This window comes from Shewanella pealeana ATCC 700345, from assembly GCF_000018285.1.
Taxonomy (GTDB): Bacteria; Pseudomonadota; Gammaproteobacteria; order Enterobacterales; family Shewanellaceae; genus Shewanella; species Shewanella pealeana.
In genome coordinates this window covers 3,299,880-3,323,949 of the sequence record NC_009901.1, presented here as the reverse complement: position 1 = coordinate 3,323,949, position 24,070 = coordinate 3,299,880, and the positions used below count along the sequence as shown (strand labels likewise).

The following is a 24,070-nucleotide window of genomic DNA, read 5'->3' as shown; positions in this document are numbered from 1 at the left end:
TTCCTGCGCTGGATAGTCGATAGCCAATAACTGAAACTGGTAATCCCCTAGAACGCTTGGCTCTTCATAGCGTTAATCAATCAGTTAGAGTGCTTGTTTTGATAGCAGGAGTCTCTATTAAATAAGCAGACACGTTGCTTTAATGGCTGTGACTTGATTTCGGTAAGGACTATGTTTAACAAACCAATGACCATGATGCAGAGTAATAGCGCTAGTTTCCAGCCAGTATTGTTGAGTGCAAAAAACAACCACGCAATTGAAAAGGTAGAGTTAATGATATCGCGTGTGTTTACAATGAATTGATTTTTACACAAGTCGTAGTCTATATAGATGGGATAGGCTAATCCTCCAAGCTTTACTTTAAGCTTATTACCTTGCTCTTCCACCTGATAGCCAAGGCTTGTTAACTCAAGCATTAGCTCATTGTTTAATCCATTGTTTAGGTTGGTCATCCTTGCGTCTTTCTCCATTTTATCTTTCTAGCGTTCGCCTTTAGCGATTGTTGGCATATAGTTAATCATGCGTGTTAAATTTAGCCATTTTCAATCGAAGTTATACTAAATATTGAGAGCTGGGTATTGATTTGTTCTCATGTTTATTGCCTCTTTGGATTCATTATTAGATAGTCCGCTAAAGTAGTTGTTGATGTTTAATCTTAAGCACGCAATGTATCAATTTTGGATTTTTTAACGGTAAGTGTAACGTCGATGAAGAGTGTTCCTAATGTAGAATTTAGAGCCCCGAGTATTAAAAAGTCGGGTGTCGAAATATTAGATTTGGAGCTTTTTTATAGCAGATTACCTAAGTATAAAGTTTGTCCATCACATGCTCACCGGATCAATTATTTCTGTTTTATTTATATTACAGAGGGTGAAGGTGGGCATTTTGTCGATTTTAAATATCATCCATTTAAAAAGGGGAGCTTTATTTTTGTCAATAAACATCAAGTGCACGCTTTTGATCTGAAGAGTCGCGCAAAAGGTAAAATGATCAATATTACCGAAGACTTCTTAAATAAAATTTTAGCCAATATTAGAATTCCTTTTTTCACGCCAACTCATCTGGTTAGTTCTCAACAGCCGCTGTTAGCACTAAGTTCATCGCTGATTAAAACGTGTGATAACCTGCTGTTGGAGATCAATAAAGCTCAGGAGAGCGAAACGGATTGTCAGCTATTGGTTCAGCTGTTATTTTCGTCGCTTTTGGTAGCTTTAGCTGCTGAACGGAAAACCGACGTACAGCATCTAAGTGAAGCTCAAGCATTACGTTTTCAGCAGTTTTTATTACTAATTGAAAGTCATGCTGCCCATACCCGAGATGCTTCAGGCTATGGGGATATGCTGCATATCTCTTATAAATCACTAAATCAACTTTGCAAGCAAGCCAGCGGCCAAACCGCTAAGCAGTTAATTGATGCTCACGCCATTCTTGAAATAAAACGAAGATTAACTATCGGTAGCGCCAAAATTCAAGAGATTGCTTATGAATTGGGTTTCGATGATGTGACCTATTTCGTTAAGTTTTTTAAGCGTCATACCCAACTTACGCCTTCTCAATTCAGAGCGAAGTCTGTTAACTAGTTATCTTAAATTTAATCTTTCAATCACTTGATTAGAATGAAAAGTAAACTTTAAATCTCTAAGAGAAAATACCTGCCAAGCTCACATAGTTTCTACTCGGTACGAAAAACACCATTTTTGGGATGAAAAAGCCATTACGCCATAGTCGCTAATTGACTATTTTCCACTTGGTAAAATTGAATTAAACGAAACCCACTTTGAATGCCCCTTATTCATATCCTCAGTTCGATGTGATGATTTTTTTTAGCCTGAATAAAGTGTAATGACTCGAAGGTTAGATTTTTTCTCTTTTTTATAAGAGGGTGAAACTCTTCTTTCGAGAAGGTGTGATAGTTTTTTTCGGAAAAACATAAAAATTTAAATAAAAGTGCAATGATAGTTTTGCAGGGAATATCATGATGAACAACTTAAACGCTTTATATAAAAAAGTGTTACTCGCAAGTATGATAAGCGTATTGCTGGGCTGTGGATCTGACAATGATGATGTCGTGACACCACCTACAAGCGATAATAATCCGCCAGTTGCTCAACCAACACTAGCTACCGCAATCGTGGGCACACCAGTAATGATTGATGCCATTGCTAACGATATGGATCCTGATGGTGATGCGCTAACGCTAAGTCTAGTGGAGTTAACTGAAGGTACAGGTAAAGGGGTTATTCAAGACAACCAGCTGCTGTTTACACCAGAGAAACCAGGGACAGTGGTATTTAACTATACTGTTGCCGACCCTGAAGGGGCAACAGATAGCGCAACAGTGACAATTACAGTCTCTGCAGTCACTGAGACAGGGCACTTTGTGGGAACACAAACTTGCTTAAGCTGTCATACAGACAAAGCGACCTTCTTAGAAACAGGCCATAACTTTAAGCTGAGCAAGATTGAGAACGGCAAGGCGCCAGAGTTCCCATTTACCTCATTAAAAGGTTCTGTAGAGTTGCTTCATGGTGCGAAAAATAGTGCGGGTACACCGAATAGTTGGGATGAAGTGAGCTATGTTATCGGTGGTTACTATCGTACGGCTATGTTTATTGACAATAACGGTTACATTCTTGCTGGCGACGGTGTTCGGGTAGAATTACCTGAAAATGGTGAAGATTTTACGATAAATAATATCGTTCCTAATAATGCACATTTTCCAGTAGACGGACACTCATTCGATTGCGGTCACTGCCATACGACCGGTTGGAAAGATCACACACCAAATTCACCTTTAAACCCGAATCATCAAGACGGTTTAGTCGGTATCGAAGGTACGTTTGAATATACAGGTATTCAGTGTGAAGCATGCCATGGCGCGGGTAACAAGCATATTGTGACTCAGTCTGCAGATGATATTGACCGCATTGCTAAGGGGCGTTACACCTCAGACTTACAGCAAGCTGATATGGCGTTCGGTAAGGCTATTACCTGTTCTGAATGTCACAGTAAGAAAACTAATCGCAAGTTCCCAACCTTTATCAGTGAGCATAACAAGGACTTTGGTGGCGATAGCATAGGTGGTCGTACGATCCCTTATGATCTCGGTGGTCGAGTGGCGGCTGATGCGCTATTAGGAATGGATGCCGATACGGGCGTAGTGACGGGTAAGAAACATGATATGGCGTGTCATACTTGTCATAACCCACATCAGTCTAAGATCAATGATGACCAGCCGGGCCATGAAAATGCCATGGTGAAGCAATGTGTTGATTGTCACTATGATAAGCCGTTCACACCTGAGCTTGAGGTGCATAGTTTTATGGCTAAGTGCGAAAGCTGCCATATGCCTAACAACAAGCACTTCTTTAGGATTAATTTGGAACACCCAGCGTCTAGCCCTGAAAACTTCTCAAAAGATGGCAAGTATGTTCAGCCTTGGAATACTTCAAAAGACAGTTGTTCTGGTTGTCATAAAGTAGATTATGACGAACGTGCAGCGCTAATTAAGAAGATGCACCAGTAATATTTTGTTATCGGATTAAAGCCCCTTTTGGGGCTTTTTTCGTTTTAGAAAGCGTCAGTGACTCAATCTTAGGTTAATGAGTCGGAAATGACTTTACTTGTTAGCTCTGCGCCAGAGTGAGCAACTGAGGTAGGAAGTGAGTTTCACTCTTGGCTATTTGGGCTTGCTCGGCTAACACTTGCTGTAAAATGTCATGGCTAGTGAGTGGGTTGGCTAATACCACCCTAAATACCACGGCTTTGAGATCCATGAGCTGGTGGCTTTCAGGATTAATTCGGGTTCGTGATACAAACGAGGTGCCTTGCTCGCGCTGAGTTTTTTGTACAAACTTAGTTAGACCATCGAGCAAACCATTGAACTGTGCAAGCGTTGCTGTATCACCTATTTCACGAGCTTTAGCCATGGCAATTTGTACCGATTGTGGCACATAACGGTAGGTAAGTAGACAAAGTTCAGGTTTAGACACCAGCTCAAAGTCGGCTTCAGCGGTGATCAAGTCTGCAAAATAACGCGCCTTCTCTAGGCTGTTATTAATCAAAATTTCATAACCTTCGCGGCCTATCACCTTAAGGCAAGCATGTACTAGCATTGCCATACCTGGGCGAGAGCCCTCTAAGGTCTGACTGCCTAAGTCTTTCGAGCCTTGACGTAGGATATACTCGGCATGATGTTTAATGGCGTTAGCAAAGGTTGGGTCTTTAAAGATCACCATACCTGCGCCCATGGGGACATACATCTGCTTATGGGCATCGATGGTGACCGAATCGGCGCGCTCAATCCCGGCTAACAAGTGACGGTATTTATTCGATAATAGACTGGCGCCGCCCCATGCAGCGTCGACATGGAAGTGACAGTTTAGCTCAGCGGCTAGATCGGCAAGCGCATTTAGCGGATCAATATTGCCAGTTTCAGTGGTACCAGCAACGCCAACAATCGCCATGACTTTAATGTTGTCTTTATCAAGTTGCTCAGCTATTTCACGCATCTTAACCACATCGACCTTGTTATCGTCCGATGTAGGTACCTGAATGATGTTTTCTCGGCCAATACCTAGTAAGTCTGCAGTTTTAGCAAGCGAATAGTGACCGCGCTCAGAGACCAAGATAGCTAAGTCATCGTAACCATAGTGACGCAGGCCTTTGAGTAGGCCTTGCTTGGCGATACCTTTAAAGTCACCGTCGGCCTTAAGCAGTTGGTTACGAGCCGTCCACAAGGCGGTGATATTAGCGACTGTGCCGCCAGAGCAAAATGCGCCCAAAGAGACATTGGCGCTGTGCATCCAGCTTTGGTAAAAGGTTTCATCTTGGTTATAAATAAGATGATGCATCATCCCCAGCACTTGGCGCTCTAACGGCGTAAAGGCTTTAGAGGTCTCTATTTTTACTAAGTTTTGATTAAGCCCGACCATCATCTTAGACAGAGGTAATACAAAGTAAGGTAGAGCCGAGGTCATATGACCGATAAAACTGGGCGCAGAGGTGTGCACTGAGTGGGCTACTAATGTTTGCATCATATTATCGGCATAATCAGACACAAACTGCGGCGCAGCAGGAATATGGTACTGTTGAAAGTCCAGTTCAACTTCAGAAAGCGGTTTCTCGACAGCCACCACGCTTTCTTGCAAGAAACCCATTAGGTTTTGCGAGATGTTTTGCTCAATCACACTGAGGGTAGAGTCTGGGGCTTCTGGAACCGTAAAAATTCGCAGTAACGCCTCTTCTGATGCGGTGGCTTTTCTTGCTGTCATGGGGCTAAAATTCTCTACTAATCACGCTGTTTTCTTAACTGAACTGCCTATCGAAACAGATGGTCAAAACGGATGCTCAAAACGGACGGTCACTTTACTTTATGCTTTATAGCGCATCAAGTAGAAAAATAAAGTGGCAGGCTTGATTACTGAAAAATGGTGGATTTAGGATGGATACACGTTACTGGGTTCATTGCTTTAAAAGTTATGCACCACGAAGCGCTCACTTCGTTTGCTACGCTCTTTGTTTGTTACACTCTTTGTTTGTTACACAAAGGACATGAAGCTAAAGATACGAAACAAAGGACACGAAGAAAAGAAAAAGCTCAGGGTGGCTTTTCTTCGTGCTCTTCGTGTCCTCTGTGGTCCAGTCTTATCTTTCGAAGTTATCAAACTCTGAGTCACTTGTTTAAGTCATTTGCTTAAGTGAGTAGCATTAGTGGTTATGCGCTGGTTATTTAGCTGCCGATAACGCGTACAGTGCAGCGATGTTTTTAGCCGTGCTGTACAGGTTATGTTTAGCGCTGCTAAGGACCTCGGCAAGGGGCAGAGCTCTTGGCGTTATAGAGAACAGCGCGTCAATGCCATGTTCCAGTAAGATGTTGGCGTCATCGCTCACGCAGCCAGCGATGGCAATCACTTTTATCCCTTGGGCTTTAGCGACACCGGCGACGCCCATAGGCGTTTTACCATGCAGAGTCTGGCTGTCGAGGCGGCCTTCACCAGTAATTACGAGGTCGGCGCCTTGACTTAAACCTGCCAAGTTAACGGTTTGCATTACGATATCTATGCCAGGTTTTAGCTCGGCATTTAAAAAGCTCATCACGCCTAAACCCATACCGCCAGCAGCCCCTGCGCCGGGAGTGTTACGATTATCTGCTATGCCTGAGCGTTCAATGATATCTGCGTAATGGCCTAGAGCAGTATCGAGCTGCAGCACCATTTCTGGAGTCGCGCCTTTTTGTGGACCAAAAATAGCCGAGGCACCTTTTTCTCCACAAAGTGGATTATTCACATCACAGGCCACTTCAAAAGTACACTTTGTAATAAGCGGGTGTAAGTCAGTTAAATCAATACTGGCTAGTTCCGCCAAAGCAACTCCTCCAGGAGAGAGTGCCTTGCCAGCGCTATTGAGCAGATGGGCACCTATGGCCTGCGCCATACCTGCACCACCATCATTAGTGGCGCTGCCGCCAAGGCCGATGATGATATGTTTAATACCGCGATTGAGGGCATCGACAATCAACTCACCTGTGCCGTAACTGGTAGTAATAAGTGGATTTCGCTTGTCTTCAGTAACTAAATGTAGCCCCGATGCTGCTGCCATTTCGATCACGGCGGTTTTTTTCTTTCCCTTAAAGCCTGCGCCTAAAATGCCATAAAAGGCTTCAACTTTATCGCCTAACGGGCCCGTGACATCGAGGGTGATGATGGTGCCGTCTGTGGCATCAACCATTGACTGCACAGTGCCTTCGCCGCCATCGGCAACAGGTACTTTGATATATTCAGCGCTGGGCAGTACGCTGCGAAATCCACGTTCAATCTCGTTAGCCACTTCCATTGCGCTTAGGCTTTCTTTGAAAGAGTCTGGGGCTATCACAATTTTCATGCAGTATTCCTATAAGACTAAATTCAACGAGTTGAATCAGACTAATCTTAATATGTATGGGGTCATTTTGACGCGTAACCAAGTATTTTCGTTGATTACACTAGTTGATAATAGGCGAGCAGTTTTATGCTCGCCTATTTCAGAGCTGCTTGTGTTTATAGCAACACTAAGCTGAGTAGATAAACTAAAGCCATTGCTGTCACGCCTTGAATTAGCGTTGCCATGGTTTGGGCTTTGTAAGCTTGCTTAACACTCATGCGGCTAAACTGAGTCACTACCCAGAAGAAGCTGTCGTTTGCATGAGATACTGTCATCGCACCCGCACCAATGGCCATAACCGTCAGTACGCGGCCCATATCACTGGCAAGACCGATATCACCTAGCATAGGCGCAACGAGCGCAGAAGTTGCCACTAGTGCTACTGTTGACGAGCCTTGAGCCGACTTAAGCGCTGCAGCAACAATAAATGGCATAAAGATGCCAATGCCAAGAGCTGACAGTGACTCACCTAGGAAGGTACCGATATCGGTTGCTTTTAGTACGGCGCCAAATGCCCCGCCTGCACCTGTGATCAATAGAATCGGTGCTGCAACCACTAAGCCTTGGCTAATACGGTCACTAAACTCTTTAATTTTATCATTGCCCTTCAATAGCGATAGTGACAGGAATAGACCAATCATCAAGGCATTAACGGGCTGACCTAAGAAGGCCAATATGTCGAAAAGCATGCCATCGCCGATTGGGGCCGATGGGAAGTTGGCAACAGAGCCCAAACAGATAAGTAGAATTGGCACGAAAATCGGTGCAAATGCACGAGTTGGGCTAGGGAGCTCACCATAGGCTTGCTTCAGGTTATCAAAATCTTCTTTTTGACTTAGGAGTTCTTCAGCACCTTCGCCATCAGGCTGAGTATTTGCGAAACGGTTTGCCCAAAGCGTACCGGCTAATGCAGCAACTGCAGCAACGAAAATACCGACAAAAATCACTAAGCCAAGGTTTGACTCAAGACCTAAGTTACCGGCAGCGGCGATTGGACCTGGTGTTGGTGGCACAAAGGTGTGAGTGGCATATAGACCCGTTGCGAGTGCAACGCTCATAGACACGCTCGACACCTTCATGCGGTTAGCCATAGACTGCTTAAGCGAATTTAAGATCACAAAGCCTGAGTCACAAAATACTGGGATCGATACGATATAACCGATAATCGACATGGTCAGTGTTGGAAAGCGCTTACCGAGTACTTTAATGACCACATCTGCCATGGTAATTGCCGCGCCGCTCTTTTCTAAGATAGTACCTATGATGGTACCTAATACGATAACTAGACCAATGTAGCCCAAGATCCCGCCGAAACCTGAGGTGATGGTTTTAGCGATATCAGCGCTCGGTAGGCCGTAGGCAAAGGCGGCAAGAAACGATGCAAGAATAAGGGTTAGAAACGGGTGAAGCTTAAATTTAGCTGTGGCTATGACGATAAACGCAATCACGGCCAATAAGATCAGTACTAGGCTCATAGGGATCCCTGTTTGGGTATTTTTATATGTAAGGTTTGTTTTATTTATGCCGAGTAGGGAGCGCTGAGACTGACAGCGCACCAAGGTATTTCAGGCCGAAATATTATGCTGTGCTTGCTAGATAAATTCTTTGGATAAGTTCACTAATTTTATTGTGCTTATAACTGATGTTTTGTGCGTGCGCACAATAAGGTGGTGTTTGCTTTTTTGCAGTTAAGGATTTTCATTTAATGGCACATTTTTGCTACTATGCCAGTTAATGATTTTGGTTAGTTTATATTGGTTTACACGTACTTATGGAATTATTCACGCTACTATTAAAAATTCGCAATGAATATGGCTTGACCCAAGCAGAAATGGTGGAAAAATTATCATTATTTCATAAGGTTTTTGCTAATCTTGACCTGATCACTTATAGCCGCTGGGAGCGAGGCGTCTCAATGCCATCAACATTGCGAATTATCCAGCTGCTCACCTTCGCTGAATATGATGTATTAAGTCATTTAATTGAGCTGGATCTCAAGTTATCGAAAACCAAAGTTAATCAGCTTAGGCGCATCGAAGCACTGGCTTTTGATCAACAAGACTTGATTCAAACCTCCTATTATCCTGTCACGGATACATGCTTTTATAAATACACAGCATCTACGCCGCTAACGGATCTGCGTAAATTGGCGTTGATCTGTGAGAGTAGCGCCAAGTTTTTTAATTTAACCGAGCGTGATGTTCAAGAAAGGTGCGAGCGGGCCATAAAGTTACAACAGCAGGGCGCCTTGCATATGCTAACCTGCGAAGGAAGCCCCGATAACCTCTATGCCCATGCCATGCTCTCTGTACATAAAGCCGATGACAGAGAGTCGCTAATTAATGAGTTTGTCGATTTCTATAATACCCCTAGAGAGCCTGACATTAGTGGCGACAAAATCATCTTCTTTCACTCAATCATGAAGTTTAATTATCGCTGGTGGGAGTTTGGGGTTTTTCATCTACTCAAGATCTTGTTAGAGAACCCAGATATTCAAGAGATCTTCATGATCGTTCGAGACAAGAATGCTGAGCAGCCTTATGTTAGCTTCGGTTTTGAGGTCTTAGCCGAATATGAGGAAAAAAATCCCCTAGCAGGGATGCGTAAGCTTATCGGTATTAGTCGAGACGATTATCTGTCCCATCATGGCGTGATCTCTTGGTTAAAAGAACATGCACACTTTATGAATGCTCAAGCTTGATTCGAACACTGATAATCCATTGGAACCGCACTCTGTTGTTGAGCTTTTATAGGCATAGTTAAATTTTGTTTTTCTAAAGTGCCCTGTAGAAGCTCCCACCTTGCTGTTAGCATCTGCTCAAAATTACCGCACCTTGCTTTTCTCTTATTGTGTTAATCCAAAATATCATCGCTTAGACGATAGCCGTATATTTTAGTGGGCAAGCTAGTTGTTAGCAATCGCTCATTGCCTTGCTATGACTCGGCATAGCAATCATTCGGCATAGCAATCACATCAAGAGTCTGAGGTGCAGCGTGTTACACGAACAGATATTAAGGTTTGCGATGCGATTACTTTCTAAACTAGCCATATTGTTATCCCTAGTAGTATTAAGTGCCTGCGGTGGAAGTTCTGATGGTGAAGATGGTGGCATAACACCACCGCCTCCCCCCGTGGTTAAATCGACAATCAGTGCGATGGACTTTCGCCAAGCTGTAATCATTGCCGATGGCGTGAGTCAGTCTGTGACGCTAAATTTGTCAAACTACATTGCTACAAGTTTGAGCACTGAGTTGACGCTGCTGAAGGTTGAAGCGCTTGGCGATGTCGCTGATTGTGAACCTGCTAAGCTAGACAAGTCCGGCTTATCTTTCTCTGTCAGGCCAAATCGCTCATTGAGCTGTGATTACCGCTATACGGTGTCTGATGGCACCGACCAAGCTTCGGCATTAGCCTCTATTTTGTTTACCAGCCAAAGCGCAGAACAAATTGCAGCAGAACTAGAGTTAGATCTGCCAGCAGGCGGCGTACTGCCTGATCTCAATAAACCTCTTACGCTGGGGGATACGCTTAGTTTTAATATTCAAGACGAACTCGCCACAGAGTTTTTACCCATGACAAACCCAAGCTTTGAAGCATCAACGGTGGTGGTGGGTAGTGGCATAGCAGACGTCTCCCAAGCGGGGGACTTTAGCTACCAAGGTATCGAGATAGGTCTTACTTCGGTGACCTATTCTGTGATTGATGACAATAAACTGGTGTTTACTGGCGTCATCAATATCGATGTATCCGGCAACAGTAATACGGCGCCAGAAACAAAAGATGAAACCTATGGCCGATTAGCGCCTGTTGAGGATTCTCTGACTCTGGATATTTTAAACTTTCCAGGTGTTGGCTCACTCGTTAACGACAGGGAAGGCGATAAGGTGCAACTTGTTGGCGTGCAGGTCTATAACGCCAATGTCAGTCTGGTTAATCCGGGCGATGTCAATAATACCAAGTTTACCTTTTCAGCGAGTGAAAAGGGCTTGTATGAAGTTAAGTACACGGTTTACGACCATGAGGTCGATGGGGTGAGCAGTGGCGTTATCAGTATAGAAACTGGCTTTGTACGTGAGGGGATTTTGGAGTTTTCCTTTAATGGCTTCATTAAACTATTTGGTGATGGTGCCCTAGGGGCTGTTGGACGTAATACCCTGATAAAACCTTTTAAAGAGACACTGCTGCCTTACATGGAAAATAATGGCCTGTATGCCACAGCGCTTAAAAATATCGGCTTCGGTAATTACCGTATCGATATGAGCAGTGAAAGCGGTGGCGAAGACAAGATAGTGCTATTTACAGCGTTAAATGCACTACAACCCGTCGAAACACTCATAGAGTTGCCAGCCACAAGCAAAGTTTATTATGGGTTAACCTATGCCGATAGGATCATGGGCTACGGTGGTATAGCCTATGAGGTCATGCAATCTGGTCACGCCATCGCACACAACCAAATATACGGTACCAGTAATACTTGTTATGGCGATTTTGCAGATAAATTTAATGCATTAAATCTAAATGACGTTGAGAAAATTGAGAGTTTTGGCACTTTATCTGCGGTGGTTTATTTCAGCGATGGAACAGCGAAATATTACAGCCTTGATTGCGGTAGCACTGGTAAGTTTATCAGTTCAAATTGGACTAAACATATAGGCAAAGTATCCCAATGTTGGGACGCGCCCGATAATGGCAAGCAACATGGCTCGTTCTATTGCTTGAACAAAGATCAAACTCAACAGGCATTCGTGCGCGTGGTTGGCTCGCATGAAGTTGATGAGAAGGGCAATATTTATCTTAAGTTCGCTAACTTCTTTAAAAATACAGGTAAGAAGATAGTAAAAAGTACCCAAGTGACTAAAGGCATCGCCGCTTTAACTTCAACTGGTGAGCTGTATGTGTTATTCGATGGCAAGAATAAAGATGGAGAGTCTTACAAAGTTAAAAAAGTCGCGACCAAAGTTAACGATTACCAGCAAGCGGCGAACTATGTCACTTATATGCACATGGTTGAAGATGATTACCGCGCAACAGCAATGGGTGAAAATGATGCAGGCAGTAGCGAGTCGCGTGATAGTTATTATTTAGAGTTTAACGGTTATGCACAGTATCACCAAGAGACACTACCTAATGGCAAAAAGCTGGATATGACCATTAAATTTAGTAAGTTAAGTCATAGTGACCGTAAAAAAGTGAGGTTTTATGAGAACACGGCTAACGCGGTTGCCTTAATCATAGGTGACAGATTAAAAATACTGACTAATAAAGGGCTTAAAGAGTACGGTGGTAAAGATCATCATTATAATATTGTCGGCGATTCAGCCAACTCTTACGGTGTCCGTACAGAAACTGCGGGGCAAGGACTGAGTACCTTCTTTGCTCGGGGTAATAAGAATGATCATGAAGAACATTGGGAGTTTTACAGCCCACTCGAAGAGCTAGACCCAAGCTTAACCTGTGAAAAACCTAAGCACCGAGAAGTCTCTTATCCCTATATTTTAACGGGCTGTACCTATATCGATTTCAGAATGAATGGTGCGGTGATCCCCCTAACCGACTCGGGAGTCAGTGTTTATCCTGAGGTGCGCTTTGCTAATGAAGATGCCACGGGCAAGGTTTATCCAGACTTGGTGGATTTAGATAATGATGGTCTGTCTACGGCAAGTGAAATCGAAGCGTGTTTGGCTGAGCGCACAGAGTATCATCGTGGTGATATTGAATACTGCTCACAACCCATTTTATCTGACAGTGATGGCGACGACGTGTTAGATAGTTTTGAGTATCGCTATCAAGATACCGGCAAAGGGAACTATCAAAGCCGCTTTAGCCATATTGTTGGCGATTATAAAAATAATGGCTTTGGTCCTTATGATGGTAATAAAGACATTAATAGTAATAACCAGTTAGATAAATACGATAATTAGCTGCTTATGTTTTGCGGTTAGATTCACTATCTCAATGAAATGGCAGCGTTTGGCTTATACCAATGAGTATAGGTTGAACGCTGCCTTTTTATTTTCAGCCCTAAATCACCAACTCCTGTAGGTGGATTCTTTACTTTTCACCTCTTTCCAATGCTAAGACCTTCCTCATTCGATTGACTACTTGAATTATTTTTTCGTTATTTTTTGATCAAAAAACACTGCTGCCAGGCTATTTTTCATCCTATGTAGGCATTTTTGATTTTTAGAAATCAGTTTTGACCTGTTGAGGATATATCCATTGGTTAACATATGTCCTGAAAGTTACCTATCAGACATATTTGCAAAAGAAAGTGATTTATTGCCAGTTTAGGCATTTATTTTTGCTGAGCAAGTATGACAAATAAATGTTCAACGAGGATGTTGCTATGAATGCCAAGATTTTATTACCTATCGCACTATTAACCTTATCTGGCTCGGCCTTGGCTGATGATGCCACCACGACGCTGCACTGGAAAGGTATCGTACCGACAGTGGTACCGGGTGAAGGCGTGATCATTACCGGCCCATCGGGTCGCGTGCCATATATTGATACCGCTGGACTCGATGTCAAAGACACCACAGGTGTGTTTACTTCAGATCAGATCTCACTAGAGCTGCATTATCGTTTATGTACTGATGGCAGCGCGCCAGCAGAAGGCTTGTGTGCGAGCGGTTTTGTACAAGGCGAAGTTGCAGAAGCAGTTGGCGACATTATTCCGGATGCTTCTTGGACCATGAACTCGTTAGAGACAGTGATTGGTACCTTAGATACGACCGGTGTAGCGACTGTCGTGAAGATGGAAGGCGCGCCAATGGAGAAATCTAAACCTGTTATTGCAACAACAGGCACAGTGACCTTTACCACAGAGAACGCTGAAAGTGTTGAAACTTCGATGGGGACAGAGCTAAACCCTGGGCAAAATATTGAGGTGCATACCGTAATCAATTCAGCTAAAGCTATCTAAGCCCCACTTATTCCTCAGAACTATCAAGAGCCAATTATGACTTATACAAAAGTTGTTTTTTTCGCATTTTTGTTATGTGTGACAAATGATGCCTTGGCTCTTGATAGCTCTGCTTCTGGCAATCAGCGAGAGTTCCATGTGGACACGCAGATAGAGCTGGATAAGTTTTATGACCGAGAGATCATTAAATTTGAGTTTGTCAAAAAGAACTGGCAGCTAGAGTTCGATGGCCGTAATTACAAATTTAATGATATTTCAGATGTACTGCAATTAGAAACCTCGATTGGTAAGAGTGATCCGCTCAATAGCTACAGCCTTAATTTGATTGAAAACAGCTCCGCTTGTTATGACGTCAATGGCGTGGCGACTGACAGCAAAGACTTAGTGTCTGTCAGCGTCGATGGTGAATCGATTAATAAGGGAGAGGGGCTAGATAGTTTGGAGTTTGACGGGGTTAATCGTGTGGGAAAGTACAGCAACTTTGACGTTGAACTTAAGTTTGCGCCAGTCAGCGTAAAAGATGACTACTGCGAGGGTATGATCAAGATGAGCATAGAGTTAGCCATATGAGATACAACAAACTAGCCCTTTCAATCCTATTTGGTCTGTCTTGTACCCTTAACCCTCAGCTGTCTTTACCTAGCTATGCATCGGTAAAAACGGAAGGCATTGCGATACCAGATGAGTTTGCAGAGCTGTATTCAGGCAGTACTGAGCAGTTTAGCTTTCAGTTGGCCAGTAGCAATGATCAGCTTGTTATCAAGCTTAACTCTACGCCTACCTCAGCATCTTTAAATAGGGCGAGTAAGGCCAAGGTTGAGCAATACTTAACGGCGCATAATGTTAAGCCTCAAGCTGCTAGCGACATTGTCGCGGCGATGCAACACATTAGCACATCAAGCTTGTGCCAGGGGAAAGTGTCTGAGTGCAGCTTGATGCCAGAGCGTTACGCCTTTACCTATGATTTTGAGCATAAGAAACTCAGCCTATTTATTAATGCGGATCTGATTGATAACCGCAACACCAGTCGTCGTTTTCATGATGCAACTAACGAGCAGTATGGTGTCATCAACAGTGTTAATTTGAACTATCACTATTTTAGTGATGGTGGCTCATCGGTTATCGGCCGTGATGAGACCTTAATTGGTTTAAAGTATGGCTCGATTAAATCAAGCCTCTATGCCGATTCTGCTGCGAATAAGTTTGATGCAGAGCAGCTATCTTACGACTATGAAGCGCAAAACAGACGCGTTCAATTCGGCCACTTCAAATACGGTTATGAGCAGAATACGACGGCGTTTATGGACTTATCGGGAAGCTATTCACAAGACATAGTCAACTATTCTTCTTCGCAGAACTTGATTGAGGGGGGCAAGCAAAATAATCGTCGCCTGTTCTATATCTTGCCGAACAAGGGGCGCATCGAGGTCTACCGCGATAGTCATTTGATCTACAGCAAGAATGTGGACTCAGGCCAGCAGAGCATCGCCTTTCGCGATCTGCCCTATGGCTCTTATACGGCAACTGTGGTGGTGATTGCTGCGGGGCGTGAGATCTTAAAAGAGCGTCAGCAGATTGTTAATAACAGTGCTTTTTCACTCAATAAAGGTGAATACGACTATAGCTTCTCTGCTGGTCGCTTTAACGACCGCTATGAAGACAGTTATGAAGGCGTTGTAGAGCAAAATAGGCAGCGGCAGCTCATTAAGCTGCAAGCTAAGTTAGGTTACCGAGTTAACTCTGATAGCTTGCAAGCTGATGCGGTAAATTTATCAGCGCAAGCTATCGCGTTAGATGCTTATCTAGAAGCGTTGCCTGAACAGTCCAAACTGCAACTCGATAGCAATAACTTTGTCGAGGGTAAGTTTTCTTATCAGCTAACCGATAGCACCATGGTTGGCGCAAGGCTGCTGTCTAACTCTGATAGCACTTTGTCTGAATTAGGCATTAAGACCTCGTTTAATGATGCGTCGACCGCACAGTTCAAATATGCATCTTTCTCAAACGGTAGTCAGTTTATGGCTGCCGATGTGAGTTTTTACAGCATAGGGGTGGGCTACGAGAAGTTCGATTCAGCCGACAGTGACTTTGGTTTAGATAACTTTATGCTGTCAAATACCGGTTATCAGCGTCTTAATGTCAATCTTTCCTCGGATCTTTGGGGCGGTCAAGGCTACCTGCTGTATGTGAACAACAAGCTAGATGCGACCAATTCGCCAGCATTATTCGTCGACCAAAGTGATTATTGGTCTGTGAGTGCCGGGTTTTCCCACTCGTTTATAGCGGACTCTGTCATTAACTTTTCTGCGACATTTCAAGGCGGTGACAGTTTTGGTGTTGAAGATGATTGGTATGCGGGCGTGCTTTGGTCGGTCCCTCTATCGGCTGGCTGGAGTGCGAGCTCGTCGGTATCGGTGAGTCGACAAGGGCTCGATGAGTTTAGAAACAGCGTGGCAAATGACAGACAGGTGACTCGCAACTTATCAATGAATAATGAGCTTGGGATCAGCTATAACGGCACCGATGTTGACCGTAATATGAGCAGCGACCTGTCCAGTAATATTAGTTATGACAACAGCTACGTGGCGTCAGATACCTATGCATATATTAGCTCAGACGGCACTCATTCTGTCAGTTCAAGCTTTAATAGCACTCAGGTGTTATCGGCTAAAGGCGAAGCTTACTTCACCTCAGAGCAGAGTGACTCCTACATCATCGTCGACGCCCAAAATCAGGGGGGAGATGACGCTCACCGTGGTTTGCTTTCTATCTATGATGATAACACGCTGAGTTATAGCGAGAATATTGACCGAGAAGAGACGATCATTGCGGTCGATAAATACAAGGCATTTAATGCGCGCTTAGACACTGACTCATCAAATTATATTAGCGATCAAACACGGGATATTTCCGGTTATAGCCTACCCGGGACTGTGATGGCTCTCGATATTGACTTGGTGAAAGTCAAAACCTTTATCTCGTCATTTGACGACGTTAATCATCGAGTGATTGCAAACGTTCAGTGCACTGGCGAGGGCTGTATCGACGTTGAGCAGGTCGAGGAGGGGGTATTTAAAATTTCCGTTATTGCTGGCTCTGATTATCAATTGGTATCAGATAATCAAACTTGTGTGACCCCGAGCTTGGATAGGGATTCGACCTATATCGTCAATACCGGTAATAACTATTGCCTGCCGGGATTAGATAACGACGAAACATTGATGCTGGCACAAGATAACGCCTTGCAGCCTATCAAGATAGATGGCGAGCAATATTACTTTATTGGCATGTTCACCAATGAGGAAGAACGACTTAATACCGGCCTTAAACTGCAGCAGGCAGGCTTGTCGGTGATTACTCGCAGCGTGGGTTCGCGCCAATATGTCTATGTCGTTAATGGGTCAAGCCTTAGCGCAATGCAAGTATCGCTGCTAAACGAATTAAGCCTTTATGCGAAGAGTCTCATTAAAGATGACAGCTTTGCTAACAACTGGAACTAACTTATGAAGATGAATAAACCACTATTATTGATTGCACTCTCTGCATTTGTGTTCGATGCGTCGGCAATGGCAATTAGCAGTTTAATGCTTACTAACCCTGAAACAAAAGCGGGTGTCTTTACCTTAGATAACACCGATCAGATCACTTACTTTCTCAAGACGTCGGTGTCAAAGGTTGAGATCATCGATAACAAGATTATCAAGACGCCCTATACACGTGACAACTTAGATTCTTGGGGGATTGCGACTAAGCCCTCTAAATTGGTGATAGAGCCAAACATGGTCAAAGAGATTCAAGTTGAAAGTATCTGTGGTGAGCGCTGTGATACAGACAAAGATCAGGTTTACCAGATCAATATCCAGCCTGTCTCGTACAGCACCGAGGGTGAGGCGCAATCGAAAATTAATATGCTATTTGGCTTCTCGCCTTACTACATAGTGCCCGCTAAAGTCAGCAAGGTTAAATACCTTTTAGATTATAAGCTCGAGACGATTACTGCCACAAACTCCGGCAATACCATGATAGATATCGTTATTGACCAATGCGACAAAGATATTCCTTCCGACAAGGACGACAGAGCATTATGTAAAGCCAACTTCACCATTTTGGCGGGAAGAACGCGAGATGTTCATGTGCCTAAGGCACTGCAAGCCGATGATTTAGATGTGATGGTGTTAAACCATGACGAGTCATACCGTGAACAGATCCGTTTGAGCCGGGGAGAGTAAGATGTGCTTCGCAGTAATCAAGCTGGCTTGCAAGGCAGGTTTTGGGGCGGTGTTGACGCCGTTCGCACATTTTTCATCGATTTCACTATGCCTATTGCTTGGTGCATCTCTACCAGTGAGTGCATTTACCATCAATGGCACCTTAACGGGCGATAAACTAGAGTGGGCCAATGCCAGTAGCGATGGCGCGTATATCAGGCCAAACTACTGGTTTACCCCAACTCGATTGCCTGAAACGACTATGTGGGTGCCGGGGACATACACTAGCCCAACCCAGATGAATATTGAGTTATCCAGCGGGGCAGAGCATGTGTCGATGCCAATTAAGTTAACCGGAGTTAAATATCAGCTCGGTGGCCAGTTTTCACAAAGCCCTTATGCCGATATCTATCCAGCTTGTGAGCGATCGACTATAGCGGCCACCAGTACTGTGATGAGCACCAGTCACAATGGTTTTTGTATCGCCAATAAGAGTATTCAATTTGATAGCCCTACAACGCCCTTTAAACGCTATCAACCAGTCATTCGTTTCGACAAAACCGAGTTGATTAGGCGTTTAAAAGGCAAGGGCAAAGGCATTTATTCGGGAACAGTAACAGGGGTGATAAGTTACGGCTTTAAGGCCAATATTTCAGAGGCGGTAAAAACCTATCGTAATATCCCCATTACCTTTTCGATGCAGATAGCCTATAACCCCAGTGTGATCAGTCGCATCAACGTATTGGGTAATGGCCATATGACGCCGAAATATGACACTTACAAGCATACGGTGAGTGGCCATACCGGCTTTAAAGTCTCAGTGTTAGGCCAGTTTCAAAATGGGCTTAAGTTCAGGCTAATCAATAAAGATGCTGATGACTATAGTTTAAAGCCTGACTCAGGCGGCGCCACCGAGATCCCATACAGTATTAGTTGCCAAGGGTGTAGCTCACAATCTGAGCTGGTAGCAGATGGTCAAGTTGTTGAAAAGGGGCAAGCACAAATAGATGCGCCGGGGGCTAGCATGATCCCTTTTATGCTCAATGTCGGCTATGAAAACGTGTCGGTTAATGACGTAGAAGAGCAGCGTTATAGCGATAATTTTACCCTGATGTTTGAGGTTCTGTTATGAAGCCAATGACCAAAACACTTTTCTGTTTACTCAGTCCTATGTTTGTTTACTCAAGCGCAGCTGTCGCTGAAGGCTATTACAGCGATGGCGATTTTTACTTTGGTGCTAAGTTAGGCGGGGCGTTACTCGATAGCCAAGCTAAGCAAGAACCTGAGGAAAATAAGGCGGTTAACCTGAGCTCTGGCCTAGTATTCGGTTACAACTTGAACCGTTATTTAGCCCTTGAATCTGATCTTAGCTACCTAGGCAAGGGGCAAGATAAGCAGCAAAGCACGCTATCAGCAGATAAACACTTATTCTCAATCGCGACTTATTTATCGACTCGATACCGGCTCAGTGACGAAGCATCGCTGTATTTTAAGCTAGGCCCAGCATGGGTGAATGATGACATATCGATTAGCAGTGGATTAGGCATCAAGTATCGATTTTCACCGCGCTGGGAGCTAGACACAGGCTATCGCTGGATTAAAGATACCCCAAGTACAGATGATGACCTCTATGAGTTTACGCTTGGGTTTAACTATAAGTTTGGTGTGGTCTCGCATCCGTCTGTGCGGCCGGCGATAGATCCTATGCATAAGCCGCTCGATAAGCAGCAAGTGCTCATAACCCCGACCATAAACGTACAATCAGTATCAATTCGAGGCAATAGTGTATTTGGGTTTGATAGTAGTAAGCTAACTGACACTTCAGCTCTAGATGAGGTGATAAAAAGCGCATTAGCCAGCAAAAATGCAAGCATCAGTGTGACAGCCTATACCGATAGTTTAGGCGCCGAGCGTTATAATCTTGCTCTCGCAAAACGCCGTGCTGAAGCGACTCAAGCCTATTTTATCACCCATGGTGTAGCACCAAGTCGCATCCATATCGACTGGAAAGGCGAGGAAAATCCTGTGTCCAGCAACATGACGGCAAAAGGGCGCGCGTTAAATCGAAGAGTAGAAATAGAGATCGCTGCTCACACAGACTAACGTACAGATGGAACTGCGCTGTATTAGGCTAAGCTAGCTTCTGCAGAAGATAGTTTACTTTGTTAGCAGTCACTGTGTTTGACGGTAATCACAGGTTCAGGGGCATCGACTGCATTTTCGTAGCGAATATGGCAGTTAAAGCTGACGCTTTTATCGTTTAGATCTTCAGAGAAAAAGATGTAAATGTGGTTATTGGCGGTGGACTTGTCGATAAAGAACGGCGCTGCGTTGTTATCAAGCTTGATGGCGGTCAGTGACACAGAGTCGATATCAAGCCAAGCGCGTACCTGCCGGTTTAGCTCATCGAAGCTGTCAGTGCCATCGACGGCGGGGTAACCGTTATAGAGTGGAATAGTAACGTCTGCATGCTCAATACTGCCAGCGCCTTTAGCTTCACCTTCAATTACGGCTTTGCTGTGAACTAAATCTAAACCACTCTTCATTGCGGCTGCTATACCATCTAGGGTCGCCACTTTACTATCGGAGTGAAAATTAACAAACTTTGGTAGGGCAATAACAGCTATGATCCCAAGCACAATGATTACCACAACCATTTCAATTAAGGTAAAGCCTGTTCTGCGTGTAGAGGCGAATGTCATTTTGTTCCCGTTGTTAAGTTTGCTTAAGCATCACTTGGCCTATATAGAGCTGCAATAACCCATCGAGTTGATTGATATTGGCGCCAGTGATCTGTTGGATTTTATCGAGTCGATAGCGCAAGGTATTTCGATGAATAAAAAGTACATTAGCACATTGCTGCAGGTCACCAAAGTGTTGCAGGTAAGCAGTCAGGGTTTTCACTAGCTGGCCATTTTTATCGGCGCTAAGGAGGGCTTGGTAAGGGCAGAGTAGCTCTTTACCGCGCCAGCTATCTTTTAACGCCGACAGCAATACCTGTAGAGAGTAATCCTCGTAGAGGTATTTACTTTGCTCAGGGTGGAGCTGCTGGCCGATAGCTAAGGTTTCTAGTGCGGTTTGGTAGGAGCGGTTGATCTCTTCTGGGTTTGAAAAAAAATGGCCTAATGAGATTTTTAAGCGGCTATTAAGTTCTTTGGGAAGCCGTATGAGTAGTTGATCGATACGCTCACTCTCAAGGTTAGGATCCCAAGTCTTTCCATCGAGAAAGGCAGGTTTTAAAATAACTAACTCCGTCATCGAGGCCATGGCGACTAAGTTGCCCCGCGATGGATTTTCTAATAGATGCATAACCTGCTTCAACATAGAGTTAGCCGTGGTTTCTTCCTCGTCGGCCTGAACTTGAATTATAGCCACAACGCGCGGTGCATCGAGATCGATATTAAGCTGAGAAGCCCAATTACGCTGGTGGGAAGTAAAAGCGCCCTCAGACTTAATTAACTCGATGATCAACTCTTCCTTTTGGCGGTACTGCCACTGAGCTTGTTCAAGCGTGTTAGCCTGCTCAACGATGATTTCAGCGGTCATCTTCAGTAGCTCACCATAACTACGAAGCTTTTCAGGCTCGCCAGTGATGCCGATAACGCCGATAACCTTGCCTTTATAATGTAGTGGCAGGTTAATTCCCGGTTTAACACCTTGCAGTGTGCCAGTGCTGTGAGTGCTAATCTCTACGGTGCGTTTTTGACTGATAGCCAGCAGTGCACCTTCGTGTATGGCGCCGATCCGGTGAGACTCTCCCGAGCCTAAAATGACGCCATGATTATTCATCACATTGATATTATGACCAATAATCTTCATGGTGCGATTAACGATTTGTCGTGCCAAGGAGCCATCTAGAAAATACACGTTGAGCCTCACTAACGTTTAAATCTGCAGATTGTTTTACTTAGAGTGGCGATACAGTGCCCCAAAGCGTCGACATCTGTCATTACTTTATCGGCTAATTGTGAGCTCGATGGCTAATTAACTTCTCACTTCTCACTTCTCACTTCTAACTTCTAACTTCTAACTTCTAGCCTTGTGTCAGCTTTGTAATACGCTGCTGTAGCTGAGGAATGATCTTCTGCTCAAACTCTGGGTTTCGTTTTAGCCAAATATTATTTCTAGGACTTGGGTGCGGCATCACTAAGGTTTGGGGCCACATTGCTTGCCAGTTAGCGACAGAATCAGTGACGCTGATTTTTTGTTTTAAGTGCCATTCAATAGCGTATTTGCCGACTAGCAATGTCAGTTCAACATTGGGCAGTTGCTTGAGCACTTGCTTGCGCCATTGTTTAGCGCATTCAGGGCGGGGCGGTTTATCACCGCTTTGCTTGTCGCTAGCGCTATAACTACCGGGGTAACAAAATCCCATCGGGAGGATGGCGAACAGCTCAGGATCATAGAATTGCTCACGACTGACCCCAAGCCAAGCTCTTAGGCGCTCGCCGCTAGCATCATCGAAGGGGCGACCCTTATGGTGGGTCTTTTGTCCTGGTGCTTGGCCGGCAATCAAAATCTTAGCCCCTGCTCCTAGCTGAACAATAGGTTTAGCGCCAAGAGGCAGAAACTCCGAGCAGATTTGGCATTGAGCAATCTCTGCTTGGAGTTGAACTAATTTAATTTCACTGGGCATAGGCAGTCTGCTCGCGATTGCGTTAGCTGTATTGCAGAATTTGGTATGCCCAATAACCTATGTAGCCATAAGCAGTTACAAGGGTCGTGATGCTTAAGAATTTAACCTTGATATCGGCCTGACTGACGAGCGCTACATGGGCGCAAGCAATGGCAAAGATAGCGATAGGCGCGACGTAATAGGCTGCAATTAATAGCAAAATGGCGGTAAGGGCGATAATCAGCGCCGTGTGTTTCCCCGGGGCTTTCGTCGCTGATAGCGTTAACTGTAGCGGCAGTAGGCTAAGACCAATGCTGACAATAATGACGCCAATATTCATTGAAATAGCGCCCGCAGTATCAAAGTAAATCAGTGCAATAAATAGCGCAATAATAGCCGGAATAACCGCGATAAGAGAATGCATCTTGGCAAAGTTTCGGCTGTGATACTTACCGGTGAAGAAAAACAGTCCATTAAGCAGCAAGTTGAATAAACTAAATCCACCTAAGGTTATAGCGAGCAGTAACACATTGGTGGTGTCAGAAGCCATAGCAAAAGCCGGTAACGGCGCGATTAAAGCTGACACTAATAACGATTTATAAGCAGTGGTTGAACGAGTCATGTAAGTTCTTAAACTGAAGATGATTGATATTAAGATCTCCTAAAGCAGGATTAAGTTCAAGAACATCACAGGTTTGAGCGTTATTTTTAGGACTTTTTTATCTTTGAGGTGATCAAGCTCACTTAATTGTTTGGGATGTTTAGGTCGAGTCGTAACTCTATACTCGCTGGTAATCCCCCCCATGGAAGGCAGAGAGGCAAGCTCGAAGATAAAAGGCTCGAAGACAAAAGCGGCTCACCACAAAGGACACGGAGGGCACGAAGAAAGGCAAAAGCTAAGCTCGTTGAGTATTATCTTTAATCTTTCCTCCGTGAACTCGGTGAAAGCGTAGCGCTTCGTGGTCGGTAAGCTCTTATGGAAGAGTTATGGCTGTTCTCAATTCTTACTAATGTCACACAGAGAGACCAAGCTCGAAGACAAAAGGCTCGAAGACAAAAGCGGCTCACCACAAAGGACACGGAGGGCACGAAGAAAGGCAAAAGCTAAGCTCGTTGAGTTTTATCTTTAATCTTTTCCTCCGTGAACTCGGTGAAAGCGAAGCGCTTCGTGGTCGGTAAGCTCTTATGGAAGAGTTATGGCTGTTCTCAATTCTTACTAATGTCACACAGAGAGACCAAGCTCGAAGACAAAAGGCTCGAAGACAAAAGCGGCTCACCACAAAGGACACGGAGGGCACGAAGAAAGGCAAAAGCTAAGCTCGTTGAGTTTTATCTTTAATCTTTTCCTCCGAGTACTCCGTGAAAGCGTAGCGCTTCGTGGTCGATACGCTCTTTAATAA

General features: G+C 44.3%; 18 protein-coding genes. 10 read left to right on the top strand and 8 right to left on the bottom strand.

Going from position 1 to position 24,070, the window contains the following annotated elements:
- Positions 1 to 80: 80 nt before the first annotated feature.
- Entirely contained in the window at positions 81 to 452 is a 372-nt protein-coding gene (locus SPEA_RS14395) for a hypothetical protein (protein WP_012155944.1), read from the bottom strand.
- Positions 453 to 677: 225 nt separating this feature from the next.
- Between SPEA_RS14395 and SPEA_RS14390 the strand changes: the two genes are divergently transcribed.
- Positions 678 to 1,580, top strand: a complete 903-nt coding sequence (locus SPEA_RS14390) for a helix-turn-helix domain-containing protein (protein WP_223296505.1) — start codon at positions 678 to 680, stop codon at positions 1,578 to 1,580.
- Between the two features lie 395 nt (positions 1,581 to 1,975).
- On the top strand, positions 1,976 to 3,526 hold the full coding sequence (locus SPEA_RS14385) for a cadherin-like domain-containing protein (RefSeq protein WP_012155942.1): 1,551 nt from the start codon (positions 1,976 to 1,978) through the stop codon (positions 3,524 to 3,526).
- A gap of 100 nt (positions 3,527 to 3,626) precedes the next feature.
- Here SPEA_RS14385 and panP read toward each other — a convergent pair whose 3' ends face one another.
- The 3 genes from panP to SPEA_RS14370 form a co-directional block, all read right to left on the bottom strand.
- The gene (gene panP, locus SPEA_RS14380) at positions 3,627 to 5,273 is read right to left on the bottom strand and encodes a pyridoxal-dependent aspartate 1-decarboxylase PanP (RefSeq protein ID WP_012155941.1); all 1,647 of its coding nucleotides are present in this window, start codon (positions 5,271 to 5,273) and stop codon (positions 3,627 to 3,629) included.
- A gap of 454 nt (positions 5,274 to 5,727) precedes the next feature.
- Positions 5,728 to 6,882, bottom strand: coding sequence for a glycerate kinase (locus SPEA_RS14375; protein ID WP_012155940.1), 1,155 nt, complete (start codon positions 6,880 to 6,882; stop codon positions 5,728 to 5,730).
- A 155-nt stretch (positions 6,883 to 7,037) separates the two neighbouring features.
- Positions 7,038 to 8,396, bottom strand: a complete 1,359-nt coding sequence (locus SPEA_RS14370; protein WP_012155939.1) for a GntP family permease — start codon at positions 8,394 to 8,396, stop codon at positions 7,038 to 7,040.
- A 296-nt stretch (positions 8,397 to 8,692) separates the two neighbouring features.
- Here SPEA_RS14370 and SPEA_RS14365 point away from each other — a divergent pair, with 296 nt between their 5' ends.
- From SPEA_RS14365 to SPEA_RS14330, 8 genes are all read left to right on the top strand, one after another.
- Positions 8,693 to 9,622 carry a helix-turn-helix domain-containing protein gene (locus tag SPEA_RS14365; RefSeq protein ID WP_012155938.1) on the top strand — a complete coding sequence of 310 codons (930 nt, stop codon included), beginning with the start codon at positions 8,693 to 8,695 and terminating at the stop codon, positions 9,620 to 9,622.
- Between the two features lie 323 nt (positions 9,623 to 9,945).
- Positions 9,946 to 12,843: a hypothetical protein gene (locus SPEA_RS14360; protein ID WP_012155937.1), complete on the top strand. Its 2,898-nt coding sequence runs from the start codon at positions 9,946 to 9,948 to the stop codon at positions 12,841 to 12,843.
- A gap of 425 nt (positions 12,844 to 13,268) precedes the next feature.
- Positions 13,269 to 13,847 (top strand): hypothetical protein, encoded by a 579-nt coding sequence (locus SPEA_RS14355; RefSeq protein WP_012155936.1) that lies wholly within the window; start codon positions 13,269 to 13,271, stop codon positions 13,845 to 13,847.
- A gap of 36 nt (positions 13,848 to 13,883) precedes the next feature.
- Positions 13,884 to 14,417, top strand: coding sequence for a hypothetical protein (locus tag SPEA_RS14350; RefSeq protein ID WP_012155935.1), 534 nt, complete (start codon positions 13,884 to 13,886; stop codon positions 14,415 to 14,417).
- Positions 14,414 to 17,347, top strand: coding sequence for a CS1-pili formation C-terminal domain-containing protein (locus tag SPEA_RS14345; RefSeq protein ID WP_012155934.1), 2,934 nt, complete (start codon positions 14,414 to 14,416; stop codon positions 17,345 to 17,347). The genes SPEA_RS14350 and SPEA_RS14345 overlap by 4 nt, the downstream gene beginning before the upstream one ends.
- 3 nt (positions 17,348 to 17,350) lie before the next feature.
- Entirely contained in the window at positions 17,351 to 18,076 is a 726-nt protein-coding gene (locus SPEA_RS14340) for a fimbrial biogenesis chaperone (protein ID WP_012155933.1), read from the top strand.
- A gap of 1 nt (position 18,077) precedes the next feature.
- The gene (locus SPEA_RS14335; protein WP_012155932.1) at positions 18,078 to 19,187 is read left to right on the top strand and encodes a hypothetical protein; all 1,110 of its coding nucleotides are present in this window, start codon (positions 18,078 to 18,080) and stop codon (positions 19,185 to 19,187) included.
- Positions 19,184 to 20,158 carry an OmpA family protein gene (locus SPEA_RS14330; RefSeq protein ID WP_012155931.1) on the top strand — a complete coding sequence of 325 codons (975 nt, stop codon included), beginning with the start codon at positions 19,184 to 19,186 and terminating at the stop codon, positions 20,156 to 20,158. Before SPEA_RS14335 ends, SPEA_RS14330 begins: the two co-directional genes overlap by 4 nt.
- A 62-nt stretch (positions 20,159 to 20,220) precedes the next feature.
- Here the strand turns inward: SPEA_RS14330 and SPEA_RS14325 are convergent, their stop codons facing one another.
- From SPEA_RS14325 to SPEA_RS14310, 4 genes are all read right to left on the bottom strand, one after another.
- Positions 20,221 to 20,757, bottom strand: a complete 537-nt coding sequence (locus tag SPEA_RS14325) for a prepilin-type N-terminal cleavage/methylation domain-containing protein (protein ID WP_012155930.1) — start codon at positions 20,755 to 20,757, stop codon at positions 20,221 to 20,223.
- A 13-nt stretch (positions 20,758 to 20,770) separates the two neighbouring features.
- On the bottom strand, positions 20,771 to 21,922 hold the full coding sequence (locus tag SPEA_RS14320; RefSeq protein ID WP_012155929.1) for a sugar diacid recognition domain-containing protein: 1,152 nt from the start codon (positions 21,920 to 21,922) through the stop codon (positions 20,771 to 20,773).
- A 166-nt stretch (positions 21,923 to 22,088) separates the two neighbouring features.
- Complete coding sequence (locus tag SPEA_RS14315) at positions 22,089 to 22,691, bottom strand: uracil-DNA glycosylase family protein (RefSeq protein WP_012155928.1); 603 nt, start codon at positions 22,689 to 22,691, stop codon at positions 22,089 to 22,091.
- A 22-nt stretch (positions 22,692 to 22,713) separates the two neighbouring features.
- Positions 22,714 to 23,292 carry a hypothetical protein gene (locus SPEA_RS14310; protein ID WP_012155927.1) on the bottom strand — a complete coding sequence of 193 codons (579 nt, stop codon included), beginning with the start codon at positions 23,290 to 23,292 and terminating at the stop codon, positions 22,714 to 22,716.
- Positions 23,293 to 24,070 lie beyond the last annotated feature (778 nt).

Bases quoted from the DNA above. Each gene is read 5' to 3' on its own strand.
- SPEA_RS14370 (WP_012155939.1), bottom strand. From the start codon at position 8,396: ATGAGCCTAGTACTGATCTTATTGGCCGTGATTGCGTTTATCGTCATA.
- SPEA_RS14335 (WP_012155932.1), top strand. From the start codon at position 18,078: ATGTGCTTCGCAGTAATCAAGCTGGCTTGCAAGGCAGGTTTTGGGGCG.
- SPEA_RS14315 (WP_012155928.1), bottom strand. From the start codon at position 22,691: ATGCCCAGTGAAATTAAATTAGTTCAACTCCAAGCAGAGATTGCTCAA.
- SPEA_RS14350 (WP_012155935.1), top strand. From the start codon at position 13,884: ATGACTTATACAAAAGTTGTTTTTTTCGCATTTTTGTTATGTGTGACA.
- panP (WP_012155941.1), bottom strand. From the start codon at position 5,273: ATGACAGCAAGAAAAGCCACCGCATCAGAAGAGGCGTTACTGCGAATT.
- SPEA_RS14365 (WP_012155938.1), top strand. From the start codon at position 8,693: ATGGAATTATTCACGCTACTATTAAAAATTCGCAATGAATATGGCTTG.
- SPEA_RS14375 (WP_012155940.1), bottom strand. From the start codon at position 6,882: ATGAAAATTGTGATAGCCCCAGACTCTTTCAAAGAAAGCCTAAGCGCA.
- SPEA_RS14355 (WP_012155936.1), top strand. From the start codon at position 13,269: ATGAATGCCAAGATTTTATTACCTATCGCACTATTAACCTTATCTGGC.
- SPEA_RS14360 (WP_012155937.1), top strand. From the start codon at position 9,946: ATGCGATTACTTTCTAAACTAGCCATATTGTTATCCCTAGTAGTATTA.
- SPEA_RS14385 (WP_012155942.1), top strand. From the start codon at position 1,976: ATGATGAACAACTTAAACGCTTTATATAAAAAAGTGTTACTCGCAAGT.
- SPEA_RS14310 (WP_012155927.1), bottom strand. From the start codon at position 23,292: ATGACTCGTTCAACCACTGCTTATAAATCGTTATTAGTGTCAGCTTTA.
- SPEA_RS14345 (WP_012155934.1), top strand. From the start codon at position 14,414: ATGAGATACAACAAACTAGCCCTTTCAATCCTATTTGGTCTGTCTTGT.
- SPEA_RS14325 (WP_012155930.1), bottom strand. From the start codon at position 20,757: ATGACATTCGCCTCTACACGCAGAACAGGCTTTACCTTAATTGAAATG.
- SPEA_RS14340 (WP_012155933.1), top strand. From the start codon at position 17,351: ATGAAGATGAATAAACCACTATTATTGATTGCACTCTCTGCATTTGTG.
- SPEA_RS14395 (WP_012155944.1), bottom strand. From the start codon at position 452: ATGACCAACCTAAACAATGGATTAAACAATGAGCTAATGCTTGAGTTA.
- SPEA_RS14330 (WP_012155931.1), top strand. From the start codon at position 19,184: ATGAAGCCAATGACCAAAACACTTTTCTGTTTACTCAGTCCTATGTTT.